This is a genomic window from Bradyrhizobium sp. URHD0069 (assembly GCF_000701345.1).
Lineage (GTDB): Bacteria > Pseudomonadota > Alphaproteobacteria > Rhizobiales > Xanthobacteraceae > Bradyrhizobium.
In genome coordinates, this window is sequence record NZ_JNIJ01000062.1 from 1 (window position 1) to 21186 (window position 21186).

Genomic DNA, 21186 nt, shown 5'->3' on the forward strand with positions numbered 1-21186 from the left:
ATCAGCCGCTCGGAGCGGATCGCAAAGACATACCCTACGACCAGCATCCGGATCATCAGCTCCGGATCGATCGACGGACGACCCATGGACGAATAATGAGGTGCAAGTTCGCTGCGAAGCCAGGACAGATCGAGAGCAGTGTCGATCTTGCGCACAAGATGATCTTCAGGGACCACGTCGCCAAGATGAAACTGGTAGAACAGTTGACCTTGGTCACTCTTCAGACGGCCCATCATGGATCGACCTCGTCGCGATTCGCGTCAACACAACGGAATCACGCTTCGAGGCCTGTCTCAACCGACTTTTACAACAAAATCGGCGCAAAGCGGACCTTCGCTGGCGAGCGCAGTGGCTTGCACTGCAATTCGTCAGCTTGGATCAACAGGGCTCCGGATGTCCGCTCCTGGCGCAAATTGCAGTCAGTCCAATCATTTGGAAATTATCAAAGACTCTATTGCGGATCGCTCGATCGATAATGGTGGAACAGAGCTTCCATTCATAACGCTAAGGAGTTGCGTCTGGGCTTGTCGTGCGTGGGGCGGGAAGGAGTGCGCTCAACGCGCGGCGGTCCTTCCTGCGAAATGGCGTTAATGATCTCCCTGTGTTCACGCATGTCCGAGTTTGATTTCCGACAGGCACAGGCCCCGATCCGCATCTGCACAGTTGAGCATACACACGCGCACTCACTAGCCAGGTACATTCCGATGGCGAAGCGGTGCGCTACGATGTTGAGAGAAGATGAATCGCGCCGCGAAAACAGCGACAAATCGGCGCGGCCGGGATCGAAGGCTTGATGCGCGACGCCAAGCCCAGGGCGTCGTCTTTGCGCGCGATCTGCTCGACACCTTGCGGCGGCGGGAACTGGATAGCGAGGTCCGGAAGATCAGCGGCGGCAGCGGGCTTCCCTACCAACCTTCAGCGGAAGGCGAGCACGTCGCCGGGATCTACCGTCAGCGCCTCAATTTGAGTTCAGGCCGGTTCGCGATGATCGATGACGGATTGGGATTTCAGCTTGTACCCTGGCGGCCCGCGCTGGAGCAGCATCTGGGAAAGCAGGTTTCCGGCGTGATGATGTCCGGTGGTAAGGTCGACTGGAGTTTTAATCGGAAACGCGGGCTTGGACTCTAGCGCCCGTTGCAGAAAGTGCCGCTTTGGCCCACCGGGCTGATCGTCTCTACTGGACCATGAAACGTGAGTGGTACGGCAAGCTCGCCGCGCCGACGGCTTTCGGCGCGATGCAGTTGGCGCCAAAAAGAAAATCCAGCTCAGGCAGTTCTTCATGAAGCTGCGAGCACAGACTGTCCCCCAGACTGGGCGGCGCATAGCTCGAAACGACGACGGATTTGAAGCTCACGAAGCTCAACAGGGAGCGAACGGATCCGACGATCCTGCAGCAGCACGTACGCCGCCACTGGGCGTACAGGTCGTCAACTGCTGCGGGCAGAGTTTCGGACCCGATATCATCCAATGTGAGGCCATGTTCACTCAATTGTTCTTGCAGCCGCAACAATCCGATGTCGTGGCTGAGGTCGACCCTGCCGCTGTGGATCTGATAGTTCAGGATCAAGCGGCTGTGCATGCGCGATCCGAGATAGAAGAATAGAAAATCCGAGAGCGATCGTGCGGCTCCAAAAAGACTCTCTCCTCCGGCGGCTGCTGTTATTTCGTTCTGAATGTAGACCGGTAGATTGAGCCTGGCTTCGAGGCTGGCCTGTATGTCTCCAAGGTCGCGACCCAGAAGCTCTCTTACGTGATGGCTTGTACTTGCGTCATCGGGAACCGCCAAACCAATTCCGGCAACCCGAGCCCGACTGGCTGGAGGAAGCGTCAGGAGGCCTTGCTCGATTCTGCCGGCGAGCCCACCCGAGGACTCCTGCAGGGCGGGGTAGGGGTGCACTGCGTGGTATTGAACCTGTCCGACGAAATCGATCAGCGCAATGTTCGCGGCGCTCTCACCGAAGCTCACGCCGACCGAGAATGCTCCCTCTGGATTCAGCGAAAGCGGAATCGTGGGGGGGCCCACACGGCCTCGCTGGGCCTCGCCTTTCGAGACGAGACCTTCCTGCTCGAGGGAACGTACAATGACGGAAACGGTCTGTGCCGAGAGGCCCGTTCTCTCACCAATTTCAAGTCGCGAGATGCCCGTATTCTGCAACAGCAGCGAGAGCACCAGCCGTTCGTTGTAGCTTCGTACCGTCGGCGCATTCAGGCCGCTCGCCCGATCTGCAATCCGCAGCGGATTCGGGGGCGCAAATCGCATGTCAGGCAAAGGAATTGCTCCTCATATCGGAAGAACGATCGAGCGCGGTGGTGTTCAAGCCTTGCGCTCAAGAGCTGGCCAACCGATCGCCTCAATCTCCTGCGCCAACGCAATCCCGAGCGCCTGATGAGCATCCGAGTTCAAATGAAATCCATCGGCTTCATCGCACTGGCAGACGGCGCCGGCGTTGAAGAAGTGCACGCCCAGCGAATCGGCCATGATCTCGAACTCCAAGGCCAACTGCCGTGACTTCTCTGGCGCGCCCTCAAATATCGACTTCCATTCCTTTACATCGTCGAGCATCGGGGGAGGCGCCACGATCATGATTTCAGGGACGCTCCCGCCAGGCCCCGGCGCCAGTTCTCTCAAATCGTAGACCAGGCAGCCAATACCCATGGCTACCTCCGATGCCGGCTTGTTGAATCGCACCTTCAGGTCGTTCGTTCCCAACATGATGATCACGAGGTGGAGGATGGTGTGGCTCTGGACGCAGGGGCGCAGATAAGTCCGCCCATTCTTGTGCGCCCCCTCGATGGGGTCATCGTAAACGGTCGTTCGGCCGCTCAACCCCTCTTCGACGACGTACCAGTTGAGGCCGAGCTCGGCCTGAAGCACGCCGGGCCACCGGGTATGCCGATCATAGCGATCAAGAGGCCCCAGCCCGGGCATTTGACCATGTGTATTTGAGTCGCCGAAACAGAGAACTGAACGGATCGGCATTGCTTTGAATCCCAGTGCTTTTTGGTCGTTAATCATTGTTCACTGGCCAAGGCGACTGCAACAAGTAAATTGATCATTCAATATGAATAACTATTGACACTGCTATGAGACCGATCGCATCTTGGTGCGCTGGCATGCTGAGAACCTGCCGGCCTGGGGAGGTTAAGGACGCCGGCGGCGCGAGTTCGTTAAGAGCCGACACACCTGGTGAAGCGGACTAAGCCACGTACGCCGCAAAACACGCGGCGGGCGCATGTCGATCTGCGTCCCATTCCCCTCGCAGCAAAACTCGGCACATCACCTGCGGTGAAGAGGGAGGACATTCGATGCACCAAGGAATGAGAATACTCGGGCTCGGTTTGATGACCGCGATGTGGTTGGGTCTCGGATCCGGGGCTCGTGCCCAGGAAGTCAACCTCATGCAGGGCGTTACACCGCGTCCGGGCGATGAGCGAATGACAGGCCCGAACCAATTCAAGAAGAATGGTCCGTGGAAGATCGGCATGAGCCACTTTGGCGTGAACGCCAACACCTGGACCGTCCAGATGGCGCACGACGCGGAAGCCGCAGCGAAGCTGAACAAGACAATTGGTCAGTTCATTCTACTGGACTCCAACCTCAGCCAGGCAAAGCAGGTTGCAGACATTGAAGACCTGATCGCGCAGAAGGTCGATGCGATCATCGTGACGCCCGTCACGCCCACGTCTGCCGACGCCGGCATCGAAAAAGCTGTTGCGGCGGGCATTCCCGTCATCGTGCATACGGGTCTCACGGAAACCGACAAATACACGGTCGACATCCAGGGCGGTGGTGTCCACTTCGGAAAGGTGATGGGAGACTTTCTTGTCAAGCAGCTTGGCGGAAAAGGGAATATCTGGGTTCTGAGAGGATTTCCTGCGCATCCGGAAGACATCAACCGCTACAAAGGACTCCTGGAAGCAATCAAGGGCACTGACGTCAAGATCATCGCGGAAGACGCCGGCAAGTGGCAGTACGACGTTGGCAAGCAGGTCTGTGAGGCCTTCTATCTGAATGATCCGAAGGTCGATGGCATCTGGTCATCGGGTGCCGATATGACCCGCGCCTGCGTCGATGTTTTCCAGCAATACGGGGCGAAGATTCCGCCGATTACCGGCGAGGGCAATAATGGCTTCTTCGCCAGGTGGATTGAACTAGGATTTCCCTCGATCTCGCCAGAATACGGTCCCGAGCAGGGAGCCGCTGGTGTACGCGCTGCCATCGCTCTGCTGGAGGGCAAGCAACTCCACAAGCGCTACAGCTACGACCCCGAAGGCTGGGATATCGAAAAGGCCAAGAAGAACTACAGGAAAGATCTGAGCGCGAATGTCTGGTTTCCGACCAGCCTGACCGAACAGGATCTGCAGAAGTATTACGGTAAGCGCTGAACCTGGAGCAGCGCCGCGGCTTGCCCGCCGCCGTCGGCGCTGCGCACCATTTATCCCACCTTGCGTCGGATTGAGGCAATGACGGTACAGCCGCTCGTCCAGATGACATCGATCTCGAAGTCCTTCGGCGGCATTGTCGCGCTCGAAAACGTCGACTTTCAACTTTTTCCCGGTTCCGTTCATGCCCTCGTGGGCGAGAACGGCGCTGGCAAGTCCACTCTGATGAAAATCCTGGCAGGCGTCCTTCAGCCGGATGGCGGCATGATCCGGAAGAACGGCCAGATCGTGCGTCTAGCATCACCTCGTGAAGCGCTGGATGCCGGTGTTTCGACGGTCTTCCAGGAGCACTCGGTGATCGCCAACCTTTCCATTGCCGAAAACATGTATCTCGGGAAGGAGCCGCTCGCGAAGTTCGGGGTTGTCGATAAGGCACTGATGGAACGGAACGCGCGCGACACCCTGCGTGGCCTTGGCCTGAACCTCGATCCAGCAACGCTCGTCGGAAATCTCTCTATCGCCGAGAGACAGTTCGTCGAGATCGCACGAGGCATCTCTGCGCGGGCGGATATTGTCATCCTCGATGAACCAACGGCTGCTCTTAATGCTGCCGACGTGGATATTCTCAATGCGCAAATTCTCGCTCTCAAGAGAGAGCAGAAAGCCGTCGTCTACATCTCCCATCGGGTGGAGGAGATCTTCAAGATCTGCGACACCATCACGGTCCTGAAGGATGGACGGAACGTCGATACCGTTCCGGCTTCCACGATCGCTCCCAAGCAGTTGATTGCGATGATGGTCGGTCGGGAACTTTCCGAGCTATTCCCGCCCAAGCTAAAGCGAGGGGATGGTGACGTCGTCCTGTCGATTGATGGTCTTCGTTTGACGCCGGCCGCCACGCCGTGCTCGATCTTTCTTAGGCGCGGCGAGATCGTCGCCCTTGCCGGCCTCGAGGGACAGGGCCAGCATGAGCTTGTCAGATCGCTTGTCGGACGCTACGCAGCACACGAGGGCAGAGTTCGGATTAGTGGAAGAGAGCTCGCGTTGCCGCTCTCGGCAAACGATGGCATACGCCTGATGCAGTCGCTTGGCGTGAGCTTCGTGCCGGAGGACAGGAAGATCGAAGGTCTCTTCCTCGACCTTTCCTTGGCTCACAACCTTACCATCGGTCTGCACAGTCAGCATTTTGAGATGAAGCCCGCCGGTCGTCATCGCGAGGTTATTGCGAACTCTATCAAGAGCCTGTCCATCAAGGCGGCGCGGCCGTCCACGCCGGTCGGGAGCTTGTCGGGCGGCAACCAGCAGAAGGTCCTTCTGGGCCGTTATCTGGCACTCGGTGCCGACATCCTCCTCATTGAGGAGCCGACCCGTGGCGTCGACGTTGGCGCGAAGGCCGAGATCTACAAACTGCTTAGGAACTATGCGAATGCCGGTCGCGCGGTCATCGTACTCTCCCGCGAAACGCTGGAGCTGATCGGTCTCTGTGACCGACTCTACGTCATTCACGACAAGCATGTCGTTGCGGAAATGCCCGCTGAGGAGGCCACCGAGCACGCTATCCTCGAAGCTGCTCTGCATCGTTGAGTGGAATGGATGGCAGACATGACGAAGGTTAGTCGCATCTTTCTTCGATCCAATTCGCGATACGGGCTCTGGACCATCCCTTTGCTCGTCGCGACTGCCGGCTGCGCAGGCCTGGCTGCTTCGACGGGAGATTTCGCGACCTGGCAGAACATTCTCAATCTTGTCGCGCAAGCGGCGCCGCTCATTCTGGTGAGCATCGGCCAGATGATCGTGATTCTGGTCAGAGGGCTCGATCTTTCCGTCGGGTCGGTCGTCAGCCTGACGACGGCGATTCTGTCGCTAAATGCTCCCGTTTACCTCACCGTGCCGGCCGCCATCCTGATGGCCGCCCTGGTCGGTCTCCTCAATGGCATTTCTGTAACTCGCTTCAGGGTGCATCCCATTATCGCGACCTTGTCTATGATGGGGATCACGCAGGGTGTGACCATGTTCATACGGCCGTCTGCCGGCGGCACGGTCGCCTCGGAGATCGTCTTTCTGGTGAGCGGGCAGGTGCTCGGGGTCTACATGCCGGTGATCTGGTCGATCGCCGCGATCCTGCTGGCCTGGAAGATCGTACACGGCTCTCGATTTGGGTTGCATCTCTTCGCGATTGGCGGCGGCGAGACGGCGGCCACATTCGGCATCGCTGAGCACCGCAACATCTTGGCCGCCTATATTCTGAGTTCCTGTTTTGCGGCTGCGGCCGGCATTTTTCTCGCCGGCCGGATCGCGTCGGGAGATCCCAACATCGGCATGCAATATGCCGTGGACTCGATCACGGCGGTGGCGCTGGGCGGAACGCAACTCGCAGGTGGAATCGGAAGCGTTCATGGAACGATCATCGGATGCGCGCTGCTCGCCCTGATCGCGAATGGCATGAATCTTCTCAACGTGTCCGCATTCGTCCAGACGATCGTGAAAGGCCTGATCCTTCTTGTCGTCATTTTGCTTCAGCCCCGCAAGAATATCGGCCTGTAAGACATGACCTCACGCCTCCATCTGCTGCTCAGGGCTGCCCTGCGGATACCCCCGTCCTTTGTAGTCTTTGTGGTGCTCCTCGCGACGCTCTGGGTGTTGCGACCGAACATGATGAACGTTGCGATCCTCGGAACGTTTGCGCGCCAGGTTGTGCCTCTCGGAATCGTCGTGCTCGGTCAACTGCTCGTGATCTCGTCGCGGTCGATAGATCTGTCGGCCGGCGGAATCATTCTGCTCGTCAATTACCTGATCTCGTCCGGGCTTCTTTACCAATGGCCGCTTCTACCTGTCGTTCTCCTCTGTCTTGGCGTGGGACTGGTCGTGGGTGTTGCGAATGGGGTTCTCATCGGCAAGCGCCGGGCGTCGGCCGTCATTGTCACGCTCGCGGTCAACATCGTTCTTATCGGAATGGTCGAGTATCTCGCCAACGGCAAGCCGCCGGGAGACGTCCCTGCCTACTTTCGCGATCTATACAACACCCGCTTCTGGACCGTACCCGCGCCGGTGATCTTTTGGGTCGTGCTGGCCGGCATCATGAGCGTGTTCCTCGGCGCGTCGGTGTTCGGACGCTTCGTTTGGTCGATCGGAAGCAATCCGATTTCCGCGCACTTTTCCGGAGTGCCGGTCGAGCGAACGATCGTCGTTGCGCATATGGTCTCCGGGCTCATGTCGGCTGTGGCTGCGCTGGTTCAGACATCGTCGATCGCCGTCGGCAGCGTGAGGTTCGGGCCTGAACTGGTCATGAATTCGATCGCGGCAACGATCCTGGGGGGCGTGGTGTTCGGCCGCCCTGCGGAAGTGTGGGGCCCGTTCTTCGGCGTGCTCTGCTTCGCGCTTCTTTTTGTGGTCATGACGACCATGGGAGTGCAGGAGCCCGGTAAGCTCATTGTCCAGGGCCTGATTATCCTGCTCGCTGCGATCTTCTACGGCGTTCGTTCCAAATCCAACTGAGTGAGGTATCGATGACGAGAGGTGTTTTGTGCTTCGGCGACTCCTTGACCTGGGGATGGGTCGCTGTTTCGGAAGGTTCTCCCACGACTCGTTTTCCGTACCGCGAGCGCTGGACGGGAGTCATGGCTGCCAAGCTTGGCTCCGACTATGAAGTCATCGAGGAAGGTCTGAGCGCGCGCACGACATCCATCGATGATCCCGTGGATCCGCGCTTGAACGGATCCGCCTATTTGCCCTCTGCTCTGGCGAGTCACCTTCCGTTGGATCTCGTCATCATCATGCTCGGGACCAACGACACGAAGAGCTACTATCGTCGCACGGCGTACGAGATCGCTGTAGGCATGTCGAAGCTGGTTGGGCAGGTGCTTACCTCTGGCGGTGGAGTGGGCACCGTATATCCGGCACCCAAGGTGCTGGTGGTGGCGCCGCCGCCGTTGGCTCCCCTGCCGGACCCCTGGTTCCAGGGAATGTTCGAGGGCGGGCGTGAGAAGACGCTGGAGATCGCGAGGCAGTACCGCGCGCTTGCGAATTTCATGAAGGTCGACTTCTTCGATGCGGGAAGCGTGACCTCGACGGATGGGGTGGACGGGATCCATTTCACGGCCAAAAACAACGCGGATCTCGGAAGGGCCATCGCCGCGAAAGTTGAGGACATTTTTGCTCCCAAAGCAAAATAGGCGTGAGTGGATTCTGGCATGCCTGGACGAATCGCTCAAAATGAAGCTGGGACTGCGGAGCTTGCATAACCTCAAACGCCATGTCCCCAGTGATTCCGTTTCGCCGCCGATCAAAACACCGGTATGCACCGCTCGCTCTCGCGGCGCTGACCGCTGCCGTGTTCGGCTTTGCCGCCACTTGGGCGTTTGTGACGTGGCAGAGCGGCGGGGTCGACCTCAGCCGAGGTGCAGTCGACAATTCGGTTCGAATGACGAACCGATCTGTCCCGTCGCATCCGATCGAGGTGATCGACGGCGACACCGTGCGCTTCGATGGCGCGGTGTACCGCTTGGTCGGAATCGATACGCCAGAGCGTGGCGACAAGGCGCGCTGCGACGATGAACGCCGCCGCGCTGAAGCAGCCACAACGCGCCTGCGCGCCCTTATTGCCAGCAGCGATGCCCGCCTAACTCGCGTGGTGTGCGCTTGCCGCCCAGGACAGGAGGGCACCCGTAATTGCAATTTCGGTCGGTGTGTGGATCGCTATCGATAGGAGGACGGGATGTCGGCACCATCTTGATAAGCGAAGGGCTCGCTCACCCTTACATCTGCGGCGCGACAAGCTGCCCGCAACGACGGCCGTGGTGCAACGGCCGTTAAGGCCGCCTCAGTTGGCGGCCTCTTTCATTTCCAGCCTCGCCATCGTCACTGGCCGCGCGCGGCCCATGGTGCCCTCAAAATTGGCTGGAGCAAGCGCGCTGCTCGTTCTCGGCGGAGTCTTGTACATGCAGCAGTCCGACGCGCTGGATCGTCTCGGTCGTAGCTAAACCACTCGCCGCAGCCTAAATCCGATTTCAGTCCGGCTGCGTGAATTTGATGGTGGAGATAGGCCACTTCCCATCGTGGCCTCTGATAGAAATTCGCAGGCCGTGCATTTCGTCAAGCCAAACGCTCTCCACCGTCCCGGCCTTTCCGTCGGTGAGGATCACGGCCTTGCCGACAAGCTCAGTCTGGGCTTGCTCGAACTCGCGGAGATCGTGGACGCACGGACCTTGACCGTTGGCATGGTTGACCCGGCGTCAGAGGTTGAGCGGGTTGGTATTTGGATTTGAAAGGTGTGCAAGTCGTGACCGGGGCGCGGCAAACGGGTGTCAATGGAACCCGCGCGGAATTTAGGCCACTGAACAGCCGCGCACTGAAATGCCGGTCGTGCATGCAAGGGCGCTACGCGCCGCCCGTGCACATGATCAAGCTGACTGAAACGCGCGAGATCACGCCGTATCTTTGGGTGCATCCGGACGAGGAGAGGTAAAGCGGCGTCTAGGGATAGCGTCTCCCGCTCTATATCGCCGAGTTGCAGTTCCGGTATGATGCCCGCTTAACGTGGACAATTTCAGAACGGCGATTGAGAGATGCTTCGATTGGAAACCAAAGAGGATTATTCAAATGAAAAAGCCAGCCGCGAATCCGACTGAGCAAAAATGTCCGGCATGCAACGGCACCGGGTTTGCCGTGGTAACCCAGCCAGCGCAGCCCAACCGCAAAATCTATCCTCCGCCGTGCAAGGAATGCGGTGGTAAGGGGCGGATAACAGAGGCGGCCAACTGAGGCGGCCAACTGAGGCGGCCTTACTTCCGAGCGGCCTCTTTCATGATATCGGCGTACCGGTCAGTTTGGTTGGCAAGCATGACCAAGGTATTGGAGAGATTTTTCAGCATCGAGGCTTCGGCTTCGCTCTGGGCCAAAGGCACCAAACGACGGCATTCTTCCGCTTGAGCCCGACAACGTTCTGCACTGTCCATGGCTATTTCTTTCGCGTGAGGTCACGTTCAAATACTACGCGAGTTTTTCGTCTGACCGGGGCCGGACCAAAGATGGGACCACTGCAAAAATGAATAGGTCAGTACGCCTTTGGAAAGGCCGTATAGTCTCGAAACGTTCTGATTTTCAAACTAGGCCACTGCGAAATTCAATTAGGCCACTAAGGGTCGAAACAGGCCACTGCCACCGGATGCGTGGGAACAGATCGGCGACCTAGAACTATTCCTGAACTTTCACTGATAGCTGTTACAGCTCGCCGAATGTCGGCTGCTGGCTAGTGTTTGCCCCCGTCCTCCGACGAGGTAATCGATTGAAGCCTACGCCTCGTGACCGACGGCCCATCCACCACTCACCGATGTTGCGCCGCGTCGCGGAGCGTGACCAGCGGCTTCCGGCCCGGCAATATGATTGGATCGAAGAACCGCTGATCCCACGACAAACTCAGCCCCTTAGGCCAACAGGATCGGCGCGCTGACTATGACCGAAACAGTGCGTGGTAAATCACATACAGCCAGCCCAGGATGCCGTGGATGATTGCCCAAAGGATCGAATGGTTGGCGGTGTAGGATATCGCGATGGCAAGGGCGGAGCCAAAGCCGACGCCGTATTTTGCTCCCTCGACTCGAACGCCGTAGTAACGATTGTCTGCCATGTTTCTCCACCTCAGTCGCCGAATGTAATTCTGGCCAAACCCGAACCTAGCAAGAGAAAATCAGAAGTCCGGGATTGGACGCAGAATGACGTTGGAGCGCGGTGTCGTCTAGCTAATCAGAACAGCGCTCGGGTAATCCGCCCGGTCTGCGGCAAGCACGATACCGCCAAGGCTCAACAAAACTGCCGCTCCACATGCCACGCTCGGCGCGCTTTGCTTCGTCCTGTGCGGCAGCGTAATCGCCCCGCGAATATTTGGGCCCGTCGAGCGCGTGGGGGCTGCTGTGATGGCCCAACCACGGCACCAAATCGCGTCGGCATCGTTGCTATTTGCGGTCGCCCCGTGGCTCTCGTGCCGGTCGTAAATCGGCAATCTTCATAGCGGCTATCTGATCACGAAATTTGGCGATCTCCCGAAATGCGTCTTGGCGGTCCTGCCCGGGCGGGAGTGTGCGAGCGGTTGCTGACAGTTTCGCTGCCATCTTCTGGAGTTGTTGCAGGCTTGACCCTCTCATTTCCCTGCGCCTTCTGATCAAGCTCGACCGGGCGCTGGAATTCACGCAGCCTCTGGCCACCGATGGGATGAATAGCTTAAATCGCGGCGAACAGATGTGAGCAGGTTCACATTGCAGCGCTGAAATGTCGATCATGACGGACGCCGCGCTAGGGCCGCAGCCGCATGAGCGCCCATGCGTTAAGACCATCAGGTGTAGAGTTTGACTTTTGATGGTGGCGAGCAGCGCCTCGTCCTGTTTGCTCGTTGCCAGGATTTAATCGTTAGGGTTGTCAGCCCTCCGAACCGCGAGCCAAGTATAACCAGTGGCAGACTGCAGGGGTGGAAAATGCCCAATCGTAAATTATCGCCGCCCATCAAGAGGATCATCGGAGATATTCATGTCACAATTCATTTTTCTTCCTTGCGTTCAGCCTCAAGTTGCAAGAACATAGGGAAAGTCTGAGGGGGCATTTATGGGCATATCATCAAAGGTTTCATCGCGCATCACAACGCAGCTAAAACGGTACCAATCCATTTTAGCCAACCTGCAAAAACGTGACGTGAGCGAAGCAGACACCGTTACAGTCATCAACGACATGCTTGCAGATATTTGCGGGTACGACAAATACCTCCATGTCACCAGCCAGTATGCGATACGCGGGACCTATGTGGACCTTGCCGTAAAGGTTGATGAAGACATTCGGTTCTTAATTGAGGCGAAGGCAGTTGGCATTGAATTGAAAGACGCTCATGTCAAGCAAGCGATCGATTATGCCGCAAACGAAGGCATCGAGTGGGTTGTTCTGACCAACGGTGTCTTCTGGCGAATTTACAAGGTTCACTTCGGTCAGCCGATTGAGAAAATTCTTGTCTGCGAGTTGGATGCGATAACAACGAACGTCAGAAATCCCGAGGTCATCGAATGCTTCGGCAATCTTAGCCGGGAGGGATTTTCGAAGGGTACGATGGCAGAATTGCTCCTGCACAAGCAAGTAACGAGCAAATTCACCGTTGCAGCGGTTCTGCAGACAGATTTCATTCTTGAGGTATTGAGACGAGAAATTCGCCGAATGAGTTCGGGCGTCAAAATTGAGGTCGAATATCTCCGCTCGCTTCTGCGAGACGAGGTGTTGAAGCGCGATTTGGTCGATAGCGACGAGGCGAAGGCCGCTAACCAGAACATCAAACGTCTTCAGCGCGCTGCTAGCCGCAAGAAGACCGCATCTCGAGAAGCGGACGAAGCACCCATTGTTGCTAAGGTGGAAGATGCCGCTTCCTCTCTCCCCCGGGCGGTTGCTGCTCAATAGCTCACGCTCGAAAGTGAAGGTGAACAGCGAGCGGCCCCGCCGATCATGACGGGGCCGATCGTTGATCGTGTTAAATCTGTCCCGCAATTTTTTCCGCGAAGAGTCAGCGTGACCGAACGCGGCACGATCAGGCGGCAATGGCGTTTGGCTTGGAAATAAAAAAGCCGCCAACTGAGGCGGCCCATTGCTGAGATACACAGGATGATGGCTGACTATGCTTTCTGGCCCGCAGTCGCCTCTATGGCAGGTTGTAATCTTTATTTTGGGCCCCGTATTAGATACAACCGCATGGCGATGCAGTGGGGGTTCAACGGCCAGCCGACTTGGTACGCTCCCAAAGCTCTTGGCCTTTGGGGCATGGTGGCATTCGCCCTTGCAATCCGATTGCTGATTTGGGCCGCATCAACCTACGTACCGGAAAAGCTGCATGGTGCCGACATCGGCCTGCTATTGTTTTCAGTCATAGTTGCCGTGGTGCATGTGATTACGCTGAGGGCGGCAGCAAGGGCAAACTAGGCCATTGGCATTTGCAAGTTAGGCCGCCAAGGGTCACGCCAGTGGCCAGGAGCCTGCAGGCTCGCGGGCGACAGTCCGGACCTATCAGTGGCCACGGCCGCCATACAGCGTGCTGCGGTCGTCCTGGGGGGCACCTTGACGCCGGACTCAGTCGCGATCGGCCGGGCCGGTGACGCCGCTAAAAGACTCGATGCTCATGGCGAGACGATGCGCCGAAACGGTCAGCTCCGCGAATTCAATGCCGCGTACAAAAATTAGACGCGCAGCGGCGGGCAGCACGGGGCGAGGGGTTCATGGGGTTCGGGATTGCAATGGCGCGCTTCAAGCGCGCGCTGATCCCGCGCCTGATCGGGAATCGGCCGCGCCGATGCGATCGATATTCGAGGAAGTGTTCCGGTGACGGCTTCTAAACGAAGAGGCCGCCAACAAAAGCGGCCTCCGCACGCCTCAGGCCATTAGGTCGGTGATCCGCATAATTGCGACCGCATTGCTTACATTGGACGATTGCTCTTTGGTGCCCTTGTTGCAGGTCCAGACGAAGTTCTTTTTGGCCGTGAACGTCTTCTCGTCCTGGTCGATCTGAAGCTCCCCTTCGGTGATATGGCAGACCATGGCATTCTCCATCGGGTGACTCATGATCTTCGATCCCGGCTGCATGATGATGTCACGCATGGAGACCGTCTTGAAACCGGGAATGAGGGATGGTGTCTCACCACTGTAAGCACGCACCACGACGCCTGGAAATGGCGTCGCATCCTTGTAGTCCGTAGTTTGCGCAGCCGCCGGCTTCACGATGGCCGCCGAAGCGGCTGCCAACCCTAGAGCGACTGCTGATCTTCGATTTACTTTTTGCATTGGCCTTCTTCACAAGGCCCCAAGGCCGCAAGGTTGCTCCTTTCGTGCAATAGAGTCCATGCGGTGCGATGGCCGGATTTTAAACTGACCTACTACCGGGAGGTGGATCAGCGGAACCGTGCAGGCCGCGATACGCTTACGGGCGGTCTGATGAAACAACGGGGCGTTTGAAAGTCGTTCCCGCAACCCTTTGGAGGGCCGCTATTCTGGGGCACGGTCCCGCCTTGGGTAATGGGGCTTCTGAGGGACGGAACCGTGCAGGCCGCTGCTTGTGTTCCAAGGAGCGACCCGATTTAGTAACGCGGTTTTTTGGTAAGGCGTTCCTGGGACATTATTTACCCGACGATGAAACATGCAAGTCACGGTGATCGGCGGCTCGGCTAGACTAGATTCACCGGCCGCTCAGGGCACGGTCCCGCCTTGGATTATGGTCGCTGGTGCGACGGAACCGTGCAGGCCGCTTGTGTTCTAACAGGAAGCGACCCGATCTAAATAACCGGTCTTTTGGTAAGGCGTTCCCACGACATTTTTAACCGATGACCGACGACGAAACCATCGCCTTCCCACCATGATCACCGGTCAGCGCCATATCGACACTACACCGTGATCTGGCGCGCCCTATCTATTGGTCTGATCATGCGGGCGAGCGGCGCAGCGTCCGATAGACAGCAGTGGACATGGAATTGTTACGTCCATGGCCGGCCGTCACCGGAATCGGCGAAGGCGAGCGAATTCTGCCGACTGCGATCGTCGAGAAATTCGTCACCGGTGCTGACGGCACGATCGTCGCATTGACCGAGGGCTCAACACGTCCGGTCACATCCACTGTGACGCATGCGGGCATCATCAGAGTTCAGCGCTTCGCCTTCGACATGCAATGACGAATGTCTGCTGTTGGGAGAACAGCGGAAAACATCTGCTCATGTTGAGTTTTTCTCATTTTGACCCAGGCTGTGTGAAAACGCCATCGATGATATGATTCCTCTGTGATTTGGTCGGAGGATTCGATGACGCGCTTTGTCGTTGGCGATGACCGCAGTCAGAACACGTTGTTTCCCGAGCGGTTAGATGATTATTTGGACGAGGACAATCCGGTCCGGGCGATCGATGTCTTGGTGGATGAGCTTGATCTGGCCGGGCTTGGTTTTGGCGGCGTCGAGCCAGAGGCAACAGGAAGGCCGGCCTACCATCCGGCGACATTGTTGAAGATTTACGTCTACGGATACCTCAATCGGGTACAATCGAGCCGGCGCCTGGAGCGGGAGTGCCAGCGTAACATCGAGTTGGTGTGGCTGACTGGCCGCCTGATGCCGGACTTCAAAACGATAGCCGATTTCCGCAAGGACAACGGCGAGGCCATCCGCAGGGTCTGCCGTGAGTTTGTGGTGTTGTGCCGGCGCCTTGAGCTGTTCAGCGAGGCGAGCGTTGCGATCGATGGCAGCAAGTTCAAAGCCGTCAACACGCGGGACCGGAACTTCACGCAAGCCAAGATGCGGCGGCGACTGGAGCAGATTGACGAGAGTATCTCCCGCTACCTCTCGCAGCTTGATAGCGCCGATCGCCAGGGGGAAGCGGTACCGGAGGCCAAGATCACGCGGCTCAACGAGAAGATTGCAACGCTGCGCCAGGAGATACAGCGCCTGAACGAGCTGAACACTCAGATGATGCTGACCGAAGACAAGCAGATCTCGCTGACTGATCCCGATGCGCGCTCGATGGCCACCAGCGGCCGAGGCAGCGGAATGGTCGGTTACAATGTGCAAAGTGCCGTGGACACCAAGCATCATCTCATTGTTGCCCACGAGGTGACCAACGTTGGTTCTGACCGGAGCCAACTATCTCGCATGTCCGAACGGGCTCGTGCAGCGATTGGTTCTGAGGCCATCGAGGCTGTTGCCGATCGCGGGTACTACAGTGGCGAGGAAATTCTGGCCTGCGAGGAAGCCGGCATCACGGTCCATCTGCCGAAGCCGATAACCTCGGGCATCAACGCCAAAGGGCGTTTTGGCAAGCAGGACTTCGTCTATGTCGCAGAGGACGATGCATACCGTTGTCCCGCCGGTGAGAAGCTAACCTATCGCTACACCAACGAAGAGGATGGCAAGACACTGCGTCGCTATTGGACCACCGCCTGTCAGGCCTGCACGCTGAAGGGCCAGTGCACAACGGGTAAAGAGCGGCGGATCTCACGATGGGAGCACGAAGCCGTCCTTGAGGCCGTGCAGGCGCGGCTCGATCGGAGCCCGGACAAGATGCGCGTGCGCCGCCAGACTGTCGAGCATCCCTTCCCTTCGGCACGATAAAGTCTTGGATGGGAGCGACGCACTTCCAGATGAAAACGCTCAAGCACGTCAGTACCGAAATGGCGCTGCACGTCCTGGCCTACAACATGAAACGCGTGATGCGCATTCTGGGCGTTGGCGGATTGATGGAAGCGATCCGCGCGTGAGGCTTGCCGCGCGGACCCGACCGCGAGTCCCCAACCATAAGCGTCCATGTTTTTACACAACCTGGACCCGAAGCGGACCCGTGTTGGCGTAGCGGCCATTCAGAAATCGGGTGGATCGATCCGTGTGAAATCCTATCGTGACTTAACGCACGTAGGAGCACGACATGCAAAAGTTTCATTCTATCGCCGCTCTTTGTGGAGACGGCAACCGGCCAGAACTGCGAGCGCTGTTCGAGCGGCTGGGGATTGATCCTCACTCTGGGCTGCGTATTCGTCACGACGGCGTGATCCAAGCCGGCCCAGACCCCGTTTCTGGGGCACCAGATGTCGTTGAGGTAAAGCCTAAAAGAGTTGCCTGATTTGTCTCTGACCCTCGCTGAAGTGGCGCGGGTCAGCTTCTGGCCCAAATGCGACGCGCCGGCTGCATTGAGCAAGGTCCGCTTTCAGGGGCAACCCGGAAGACATTTGCTCACACTGAGATTTTCTCAGTTTGACCCCAACCGGACATTAGGCCGAGCCGCAAGCCGGCCTTCCCCACTTCCTCAAAGTGAGGACCGCACGATTCGGACCGTGCTATTCTTGAACAGGCTCCCTCTCGCAGAGGACTTGGATTCGACGGCCACAATTCATCGCCGCACTCGGCGGCGCGGCGGCATGGCCGCGCGCGGCGCGGGCTGCCCTGCGGCTCAACGGTTTGCTTTCGGTCCTCTTCGTCGCCCTTGGCCTTCGCGCTCGTGGTTTGCGGCTTTACCTCACCCGCTGCCTGCGTTTGATGGACGTGTATACGCTAGCGGACGCGATCAAAGCGGAAGCGCCTAGAGACACTGATATTGGATACCAGAAGGTGGGATGGACAATCACAAACGGTATCAAACCGACTGCCAACGCAGGTGGCATATGGACTTTAAACGCCCTCAAAATCGCAATCGAACAAACCATCGTGAACGAAACTCCCAAAAAACCTGCGTGAAGTGTAGAGTTGGCAAACATGCCAACCGAGGCTGTCAGGAAGCATACGAGAGGAAACAGTACCGGCCGCGACATCCAGCCCGGAAGTTCCGGGTGGCCAAACAATTCGTAGGCCACGACAATAAGGGGAGGAAACAAGAGAAATCGTAAATCAGTTGCTTGTGCCGCCGCCCCAGAGACCAATACAAATCCCGTCAACGCGAAAATCCAAAATTTATCTTTGGGTGGCGTTTCGGCAGCGTCAATAACTTGACTCTCTTTTTTTCCTTCAGACAAGTAAATATGAGGATCGAATTGCTTCCAAAGGGTCAGTGTAGCGGCAAGCACAACAAGTCCTGAGAAAATGGCGACGGGATAGACCCAACTTGTCGCCCCGAGAACCATTGGGAGCACGCCTGCAGAGATCGCTGCCCCAATATTCGACCGCAGCAATTTGATGGTAACAAGACTAAGAAGAGTAATAGCTGTTATAGCGATTGCGCCATATTCCCAATGACGGGTGACGATCACACCTAGCGCTGCGGTTATGGTCGGGGTAATGATTAGCCTGAGAGGTTGAGTTGCCCATTTTCCTCTAGGACGGGAAAATACATCGAACGCTAACGCCGCAATTTCTGGAAATAGAATCAACGATATTCCCGTGGTATCGGCAGCAAGGCCAATTCCTCCCGAAAACATCACGGCAAGAAATTCGGCAAATAGTTTGGCCAAATTTTCACGGCGCAAAAGCGTCTTTTTCATTCTACCGGTGCGCCTGACGAAGTTTTCGCATTTTTGACTAGTTCTTAGTGTCATCGAATGAAGAGGACTTCCGTCCATGGCACGTAACAGAAGTGCCGACCGGCGCTGGGAATGTCCGTTAATCAGCGCAGACCGGAAGTGGTCCGCGAGCCATCAAACCGACGCGAATGACCCATTAGCGGCCATCGGCCGATTCGATACTCGTGGTGCCTAGACTCGAGTCCGCGGCTCAAGAAGGGCGCCATCCTGCGCGTACTAGCAACGGCAGTGCGCGTCACACGGCTTAGGCAGCTGCCAGTAATCCTGACCGATCAGGACGCCTCGCTTTTCGCTCAACTCCTTGGTCATGTTCCTAAGCACAGTCACGGCGTGAAGCGTCTGCGATCTGTGGCCCTCGAGGGGATGACCAGACGGATCGAGCTACCCTGCGTGCGACGGCGCCACCAGCGCCAGTCGCATTCCGGATCAATCACGCCCGATCATGTCGAGCAGCTCCGGCGGGATGACGGGAGCGCGCTGCTCAGTCTCGGCCGAGGCTACGACGGTTCTGACTGCGACAGGCGTCTCCGGACGCGAGCCGCTCAAGTGTTGCGCTGCCACCGCGACGTCAAGCAGGGCGAGGATCACGGCGGCCGCTATCAGGCCCGGGTGGGCCCCGGCAAAGATGGCGTCGAGCGCTGATGTCAATCGTTTCATGTCAACCCCCTCAGCAAGAGTTCGCCCCCCAGCACCAGCAGGCCGGCGAAGAAGCCAAGTCGGAAGGTCTCGGGCCGCACCCGTGCGCGGAGCCAACCGCCCAGCACCATGCCGGCGAGCGCCGGCACGAGCGCAAGCAACGAGGTACCCGTGGCTCCCATGTGCAGTGCGCCATGCCAGGCGAGGCCAGCGGCGAGCGCCAGTGTGGAAATGGTGAAGGACAGGCCGAGCGCCTGAACGAGGTCGTCTCGTTCCAGCGCGAGCGAGCCGAGATAAGGGACGGCAGGGACAACGAAGACGCCTGTCGCTCCGGTGACCAGTCCGGTCACCACACCCGCCAGGGGACCGGCCCAGGGCTCGGCCGCTGCCGGCACTCGCAGGCGCGGCTTGCGGAGTCCGACGACGCCGTAGAGCGCGAGAGCGCCGCCGAGGGCGGCGGTCGCCGCGTGCCCGGCCGTGCCGGCGATCAATCCCGACCCTGCGAGCGTGCCGACGACGACACCAAGCATCATGCCCCAGAGGCGGCGCAGCAGAGCGCCGAAGCGGGGTCCGGTGAAGAGCTGCCAGAGATTCGTCACAAGTGAAGGCACAAGCAGCAGCGCCGCCGCCTGGACCGGCGACATCGCCAGGCCAAGGAGGCCCATGGAGACGGTCGGCAGGCCGAGACCCGTGACGCCTTTCACCAGCCCTGCCACAATGAAGGTGCCGGTGATGAGCAGGATATGGGGAAGGAGATCGGTCATGGACGCAATCTGGTCCCGGACCCCTTCTCTCACAATGCGGGAGTTGTTTAGCCTGCCTCAGCTGGAGACGAAGGCAATTCGCCCGGAGGGCCGCCATGCACTTTGATCTGGTCGACTTGCGCCTGTTCCTCCATGTGGCCGAGGCGGGGAGCATCACGGCGGGTGCCGAACACGCCGGCCTTTCCCTGGCGTCGGCGAGCGCGCGGGTGCGGGGCATGGAAGAGCAGGCCGGCGCATCGCTGCTGGAGCGCGGCCACCGCGGCGTCGAGCTGACGCCGGCGGGCCGGACGCTGTTACATCACGCGCGGTTGGTGACAGGTCAGATAGAGCGGATGCGAGGCGAGCTTGGCGAATACGCCCGCGGGCTCAAAGGACACGTGCGGTTGCTCGCCAACACCGCGGCCGCTGCGGAATTCCTGCCCGAAATCCTCGCTGCCTTCCTCGCCGCGAACCCGAGCGTGGACGTGGACCTCGACGAGCGGCCGAGCCCTGAGGTCGCGCGCGCCGTCGCCGAAGGGCTGGCGGAAATCGGGATCGCAGCCGACCACGCCGACTTCTCGGGTCTCGTGGCCATGCCCTTCCGCACCGACCGGCTCATGCTGGTCGTGCCCCGCGGACACAAGCTCGCCAACCGGGGACGAGTCGCCTTCGTCGAGGCGTTAGGCAGCGAGTTCGTGGGCCTCTCAGGCGACAGCGCGCTCGGCGGGCATTTGGCGGAGCATGCCGCGCGGACGGGCGCGCTGGTGCGAACGCGCATACGGGTGCGCGGGCTGGATGCAGCCTGCCGCATGGTCGCGCTTGGCGCCGGCGTCGCCGTGGTCCCTGAAGCCGCGGCGCGGCGGTGGACGGGAGAGGGAGCGCTCTCCCTCGTGCAGCTGGAGGACCCCTGGGCCGAACGCCGTCTGATGGTGATCGTGCAGCGGCTCGACACGCTGCCATCGCATGCGCGGCGTCTCGCGGAGCACCTTGCGGCAGCATGATGGAGTCCAGCGGTGGGTGGGTCGTGCCGTGATGCCGGCGCAAGGTGAACCTCGTGCGCACGCCGCGCGACGCACGCAACGGCCCCAGCTGGCCCAGTCCGCGGTTATTCGAAATCGAATACTGGATATTGCCGAGTCTCTGGCTCAAATCGAGGAGAAATACGTTCGCAGCAATCTCATCCGATGTCGCTTCTTGGCACTTATGTATGGACCGGCTGCGTTTCGCAAGAGAGCTTGTGCGTGGATAGCGGAAGTCGCTGATATGTATCCGGCCTGTTTGATCGGCTCGCGGGCCGTGGCCTTGATGGGAATACGCACGCGTCTTTGGTCTCATTATCGGACAGGTTGACGAGCAACCACTAGTGCCACCAGACTCTGGATGCGCTCATTGATCCGTTCCATGCATTTTCTCTGTCGCGAACTTGGA

General features: G+C 58.7%; 20 protein-coding genes and 3 pseudogenes. 13 read left to right on the forward strand and 10 right to left on the reverse strand.

What is annotated here, in order from left to right; translation table 11 throughout:
* Window positions 1-236 (reverse strand): transposase (locus N554_RS36495; RefSeq protein WP_036054306.1); only part of this gene is annotated, 236 nt, incomplete at its 3' end.
* A 532-nt stretch (window positions 237-768) separates the two neighbouring features.
* Here N554_RS36495 and N554_RS0127605 point away from each other — a divergent pair.
* Window positions 769-1128: pseudogene (locus N554_RS0127605) on the forward strand (DUF3363 domain-containing protein); the annotation flags it as partial.
* 46 nt (window positions 1129-1174) lie between these two features.
* Here N554_RS0127605 and N554_RS0127610 read toward each other — a convergent pair.
* Window positions 1175-2260 carry an ROK family transcriptional regulator gene (locus tag N554_RS0127610; RefSeq protein ID WP_029586446.1) on the reverse strand — a complete coding sequence of 362 codons (1086 nt, stop codon included), beginning with the start codon at window positions 2258-2260 and terminating at the stop codon, window positions 1175-1177.
* A gap of 54 nt (window positions 2261-2314) precedes the next feature.
* Entirely contained in the window at window positions 2315-2980 is a 666-nt protein-coding gene (locus N554_RS0127615; protein ID WP_029586447.1) for an SGNH/GDSL hydrolase family protein, read from the reverse strand.
* A 362-nt stretch (window positions 2981-3342) separates the two neighbouring features.
* Between N554_RS0127615 and N554_RS0127620 the strand changes: the two genes are divergently transcribed.
* From N554_RS0127620 to N554_RS37600, 6 genes are all read left to right on the forward strand, one after another.
* Complete coding sequence (locus N554_RS0127620; RefSeq protein ID WP_245283729.1) at window positions 3343-4386, forward strand: ABC transporter substrate-binding protein; 1044 nt, start codon at window positions 3343-3345, stop codon at window positions 4384-4386.
* A gap of 78 nt (window positions 4387-4464) precedes the next feature.
* Entirely contained in the window at window positions 4465-5967 is a 1503-nt protein-coding gene (locus N554_RS0127625) for a sugar ABC transporter ATP-binding protein (protein WP_029586449.1), read from the forward strand.
* 18 nt (window positions 5968-5985) lie between these two features.
* Window positions 5986-6927: an ABC transporter permease gene (locus N554_RS0127630; protein ID WP_029586450.1), complete on the forward strand. Its 942-nt coding sequence runs from the start codon at window positions 5986-5988 to the stop codon at window positions 6925-6927.
* A gap of 3 nt (window positions 6928-6930) precedes the next feature.
* On the forward strand, window positions 6931-7878 hold the full coding sequence (locus N554_RS0127635) for an ABC transporter permease (RefSeq protein ID WP_029586451.1): 948 nt from the start codon (window positions 6931-6933) through the stop codon (window positions 7876-7878).
* Window positions 7879-7889: 11 nt separating this feature from the next.
* Window positions 7890-8555 (forward strand): SGNH/GDSL hydrolase family protein, encoded by a 666-nt coding sequence (locus tag N554_RS0127640; protein ID WP_029586452.1) that lies wholly within the window; start codon window positions 7890-7892, stop codon window positions 8553-8555.
* A gap of 158 nt (window positions 8556-8713) precedes the next feature.
* Window positions 8714-9088, forward strand: coding sequence for a thermonuclease family protein (locus N554_RS37600; protein ID WP_156042135.1), 375 nt, complete (start codon window positions 8714-8716; stop codon window positions 9086-9088).
* A gap of 301 nt (window positions 9089-9389) precedes the next feature.
* Here N554_RS37600 and N554_RS42360 read toward each other — a convergent pair.
* The 3 genes and pseudogenes from N554_RS42360 to N554_RS41215 all read right to left on the reverse strand — a co-directional run bounded on the left by N554_RS42360 (window position 9390) and on the right by N554_RS41215 (window position 11008).
* Window positions 9390-9601: pseudogene (locus N554_RS42360) on the reverse strand (PRC-barrel domain-containing protein).
* 562 nt (window positions 9602-10163) lie between these two features.
* Window positions 10164-10337, reverse strand: a complete 174-nt coding sequence (locus N554_RS40405; RefSeq protein WP_156042136.1) for a hypothetical protein — start codon at window positions 10335-10337, stop codon at window positions 10164-10166.
* A 494-nt stretch (window positions 10338-10831) separates the two neighbouring features.
* On the reverse strand, window positions 10832-11008 hold the full coding sequence (locus tag N554_RS41215) for a hypothetical protein (protein WP_197033777.1): 177 nt from the start codon (window positions 11006-11008) through the stop codon (window positions 10832-10834).
* Between the two features lie 968 nt (window positions 11009-11976).
* On the opposite strand from N554_RS41215, the gene N554_RS0127680 reads away from it, so the two are divergent.
* Both N554_RS0127680 and N554_RS36505 read left to right on the forward strand, forming a co-directional pair.
* Window positions 11977-12810, forward strand: coding sequence for a type I restriction enzyme HsdR N-terminal domain-containing protein (locus tag N554_RS0127680; protein ID WP_081851439.1), 834 nt, complete (start codon window positions 11977-11979; stop codon window positions 12808-12810).
* 204 nt (window positions 12811-13014) lie between these two features.
* Entirely contained in the window at window positions 13015-13326 is a 312-nt protein-coding gene (locus N554_RS36505; protein WP_156042137.1) for a DUF1648 domain-containing protein, read from the forward strand.
* 447 nt (window positions 13327-13773) lie between these two features.
* Here N554_RS36505 and N554_RS0127700 read toward each other — a convergent pair whose 3' ends face one another.
* On the reverse strand, window positions 13774-14181 hold the full coding sequence (locus N554_RS0127700; protein WP_029586455.1) for a hypothetical protein: 408 nt from the start codon (window positions 14179-14181) through the stop codon (window positions 13774-13776).
* A gap of 677 nt (window positions 14182-14858) precedes the next feature.
* Here N554_RS0127700 and N554_RS0127705 point away from each other — a divergent pair.
* From N554_RS0127705 to N554_RS40410, 3 genes and pseudogenes are all read left to right on the forward strand, one after another.
* Complete coding sequence (locus N554_RS0127705) at window positions 14859-15062, forward strand: hypothetical protein (protein ID WP_029586456.1); 204 nt, start codon at window positions 14859-14861, stop codon at window positions 15060-15062.
* A gap of 126 nt (window positions 15063-15188) precedes the next feature.
* Window positions 15189-16630, forward strand: a pseudogene (locus N554_RS36510) (IS1182 family transposase).
* 164 nt (window positions 16631-16794) lie between these two features.
* Entirely contained in the window at window positions 16795-16989 is a 195-nt protein-coding gene (locus N554_RS40410) for a hypothetical protein (RefSeq protein ID WP_156042138.1), read from the forward strand.
* Between the two features lie 388 nt (window positions 16990-17377).
* Here the strand turns inward: N554_RS40410 and N554_RS0127715 are convergent, their stop codons facing one another.
* The 3 genes from N554_RS0127715 to N554_RS0127725 form a co-directional block, all read right to left on the reverse strand.
* The gene (locus tag N554_RS0127715) at window positions 17378-18340 is read right to left on the reverse strand and encodes a hypothetical protein (protein WP_051677752.1); all 963 of its coding nucleotides are present in this window, start codon (window positions 18338-18340) and stop codon (window positions 17378-17380) included.
* A gap of 465 nt (window positions 18341-18805) precedes the next feature.
* Window positions 18806-19036 (reverse strand): hypothetical protein, encoded by a 231-nt coding sequence (locus tag N554_RS0127720; RefSeq protein ID WP_029586458.1) that lies wholly within the window; start codon window positions 19034-19036, stop codon window positions 18806-18808.
* The gene (locus N554_RS0127725; RefSeq protein ID WP_029586459.1) at window positions 19033-19779 is read right to left on the reverse strand and encodes a sulfite exporter TauE/SafE family protein; all 747 of its coding nucleotides are present in this window, start codon (window positions 19777-19779) and stop codon (window positions 19033-19035) included. Before N554_RS0127725 ends, N554_RS0127720 begins: the two co-directional genes overlap by 4 nt.
* Before the next feature lie 95 nt (window positions 19780-19874).
* Here N554_RS0127725 and N554_RS0127730 point away from each other — a divergent pair, with 95 nt between their 5' ends.
* Entirely contained in the window at window positions 19875-20759 is an 885-nt protein-coding gene (locus N554_RS0127730; protein ID WP_029586460.1) for a LysR family transcriptional regulator, read from the forward strand.
* The last annotated feature ends 427 nt before the right edge of the window (window positions 20760-21186 follow it).

Bases quoted from the DNA above. Each gene is read 5' to 3' on its own strand.
- N554_RS0127610 (WP_029586446.1), bottom strand. From the start codon at position 2,260: ATGCGATTTGCGCCCCCGAATCCGCTGCGGATTGCAGATCGGGCGAGC.
- N554_RS0127615 (WP_029586447.1), bottom strand. From the start codon at position 2,980: ATGCCGATCCGTTCAGTTCTCTGTTTCGGCGACTCAAATACACATGGT.
- N554_RS0127620 (WP_245283729.1), top strand. From the start codon at position 3,343: ATGACCGCGATGTGGTTGGGTCTCGGATCCGGGGCTCGTGCCCAGGAA.
- N554_RS0127625 (WP_029586449.1), top strand. From the start codon at position 4,465: ATGACGGTACAGCCGCTCGTCCAGATGACATCGATCTCGAAGTCCTTC.
- N554_RS0127630 (WP_029586450.1), top strand. From the start codon at position 5,986: ATGACGAAGGTTAGTCGCATCTTTCTTCGATCCAATTCGCGATACGGG.
- N554_RS0127635 (WP_029586451.1), top strand. From the start codon at position 6,931: ATGACCTCACGCCTCCATCTGCTGCTCAGGGCTGCCCTGCGGATACCC.
- N554_RS0127640 (WP_029586452.1), top strand. From the start codon at position 7,890: ATGACGAGAGGTGTTTTGTGCTTCGGCGACTCCTTGACCTGGGGATGG.
- N554_RS40405 (WP_156042136.1), bottom strand. From the start codon at position 10,337: ATGGACAGTGCAGAACGTTGTCGGGCTCAAGCGGAAGAATGCCGTCGT.
- N554_RS41215 (WP_197033777.1), bottom strand. From the start codon at position 11,008: ATGGCAGACAATCGTTACTACGGCGTTCGAGTCGAGGGAGCAAAATAC.
- N554_RS0127680 (WP_081851439.1), top strand. From the start codon at position 11,977: ATGGGCATATCATCAAAGGTTTCATCGCGCATCACAACGCAGCTAAAA.
- N554_RS36505 (WP_156042137.1), top strand. From the start codon at position 13,015: ATGGCTGACTATGCTTTCTGGCCCGCAGTCGCCTCTATGGCAGGTTGT.
- N554_RS0127700 (WP_029586455.1), bottom strand. From the start codon at position 14,181: ATGCAAAAAGTAAATCGAAGATCAGCAGTCGCTCTAGGGTTGGCAGCC.
- N554_RS0127705 (WP_029586456.1), top strand. From the start codon at position 14,859: ATGGAATTGTTACGTCCATGGCCGGCCGTCACCGGAATCGGCGAAGGC.
- N554_RS40410 (WP_156042138.1), top strand. From the start codon at position 16,795: ATGCAAAAGTTTCATTCTATCGCCGCTCTTTGTGGAGACGGCAACCGG.
- N554_RS0127715 (WP_051677752.1), bottom strand. From the start codon at position 18,340: ATGAAAAAGACGCTTTTGCGCCGTGAAAATTTGGCCAAACTATTTGCC.
- N554_RS0127720 (WP_029586458.1), bottom strand. From the start codon at position 19,036: ATGAAACGATTGACATCAGCGCTCGACGCCATCTTTGCCGGGGCCCAC.
- N554_RS0127725 (WP_029586459.1), bottom strand. From the start codon at position 19,779: ATGACCGATCTCCTTCCCCATATCCTGCTCATCACCGGCACCTTCATT.
- N554_RS0127730 (WP_029586460.1), top strand. From the start codon at position 19,875: ATGCACTTTGATCTGGTCGACTTGCGCCTGTTCCTCCATGTGGCCGAG.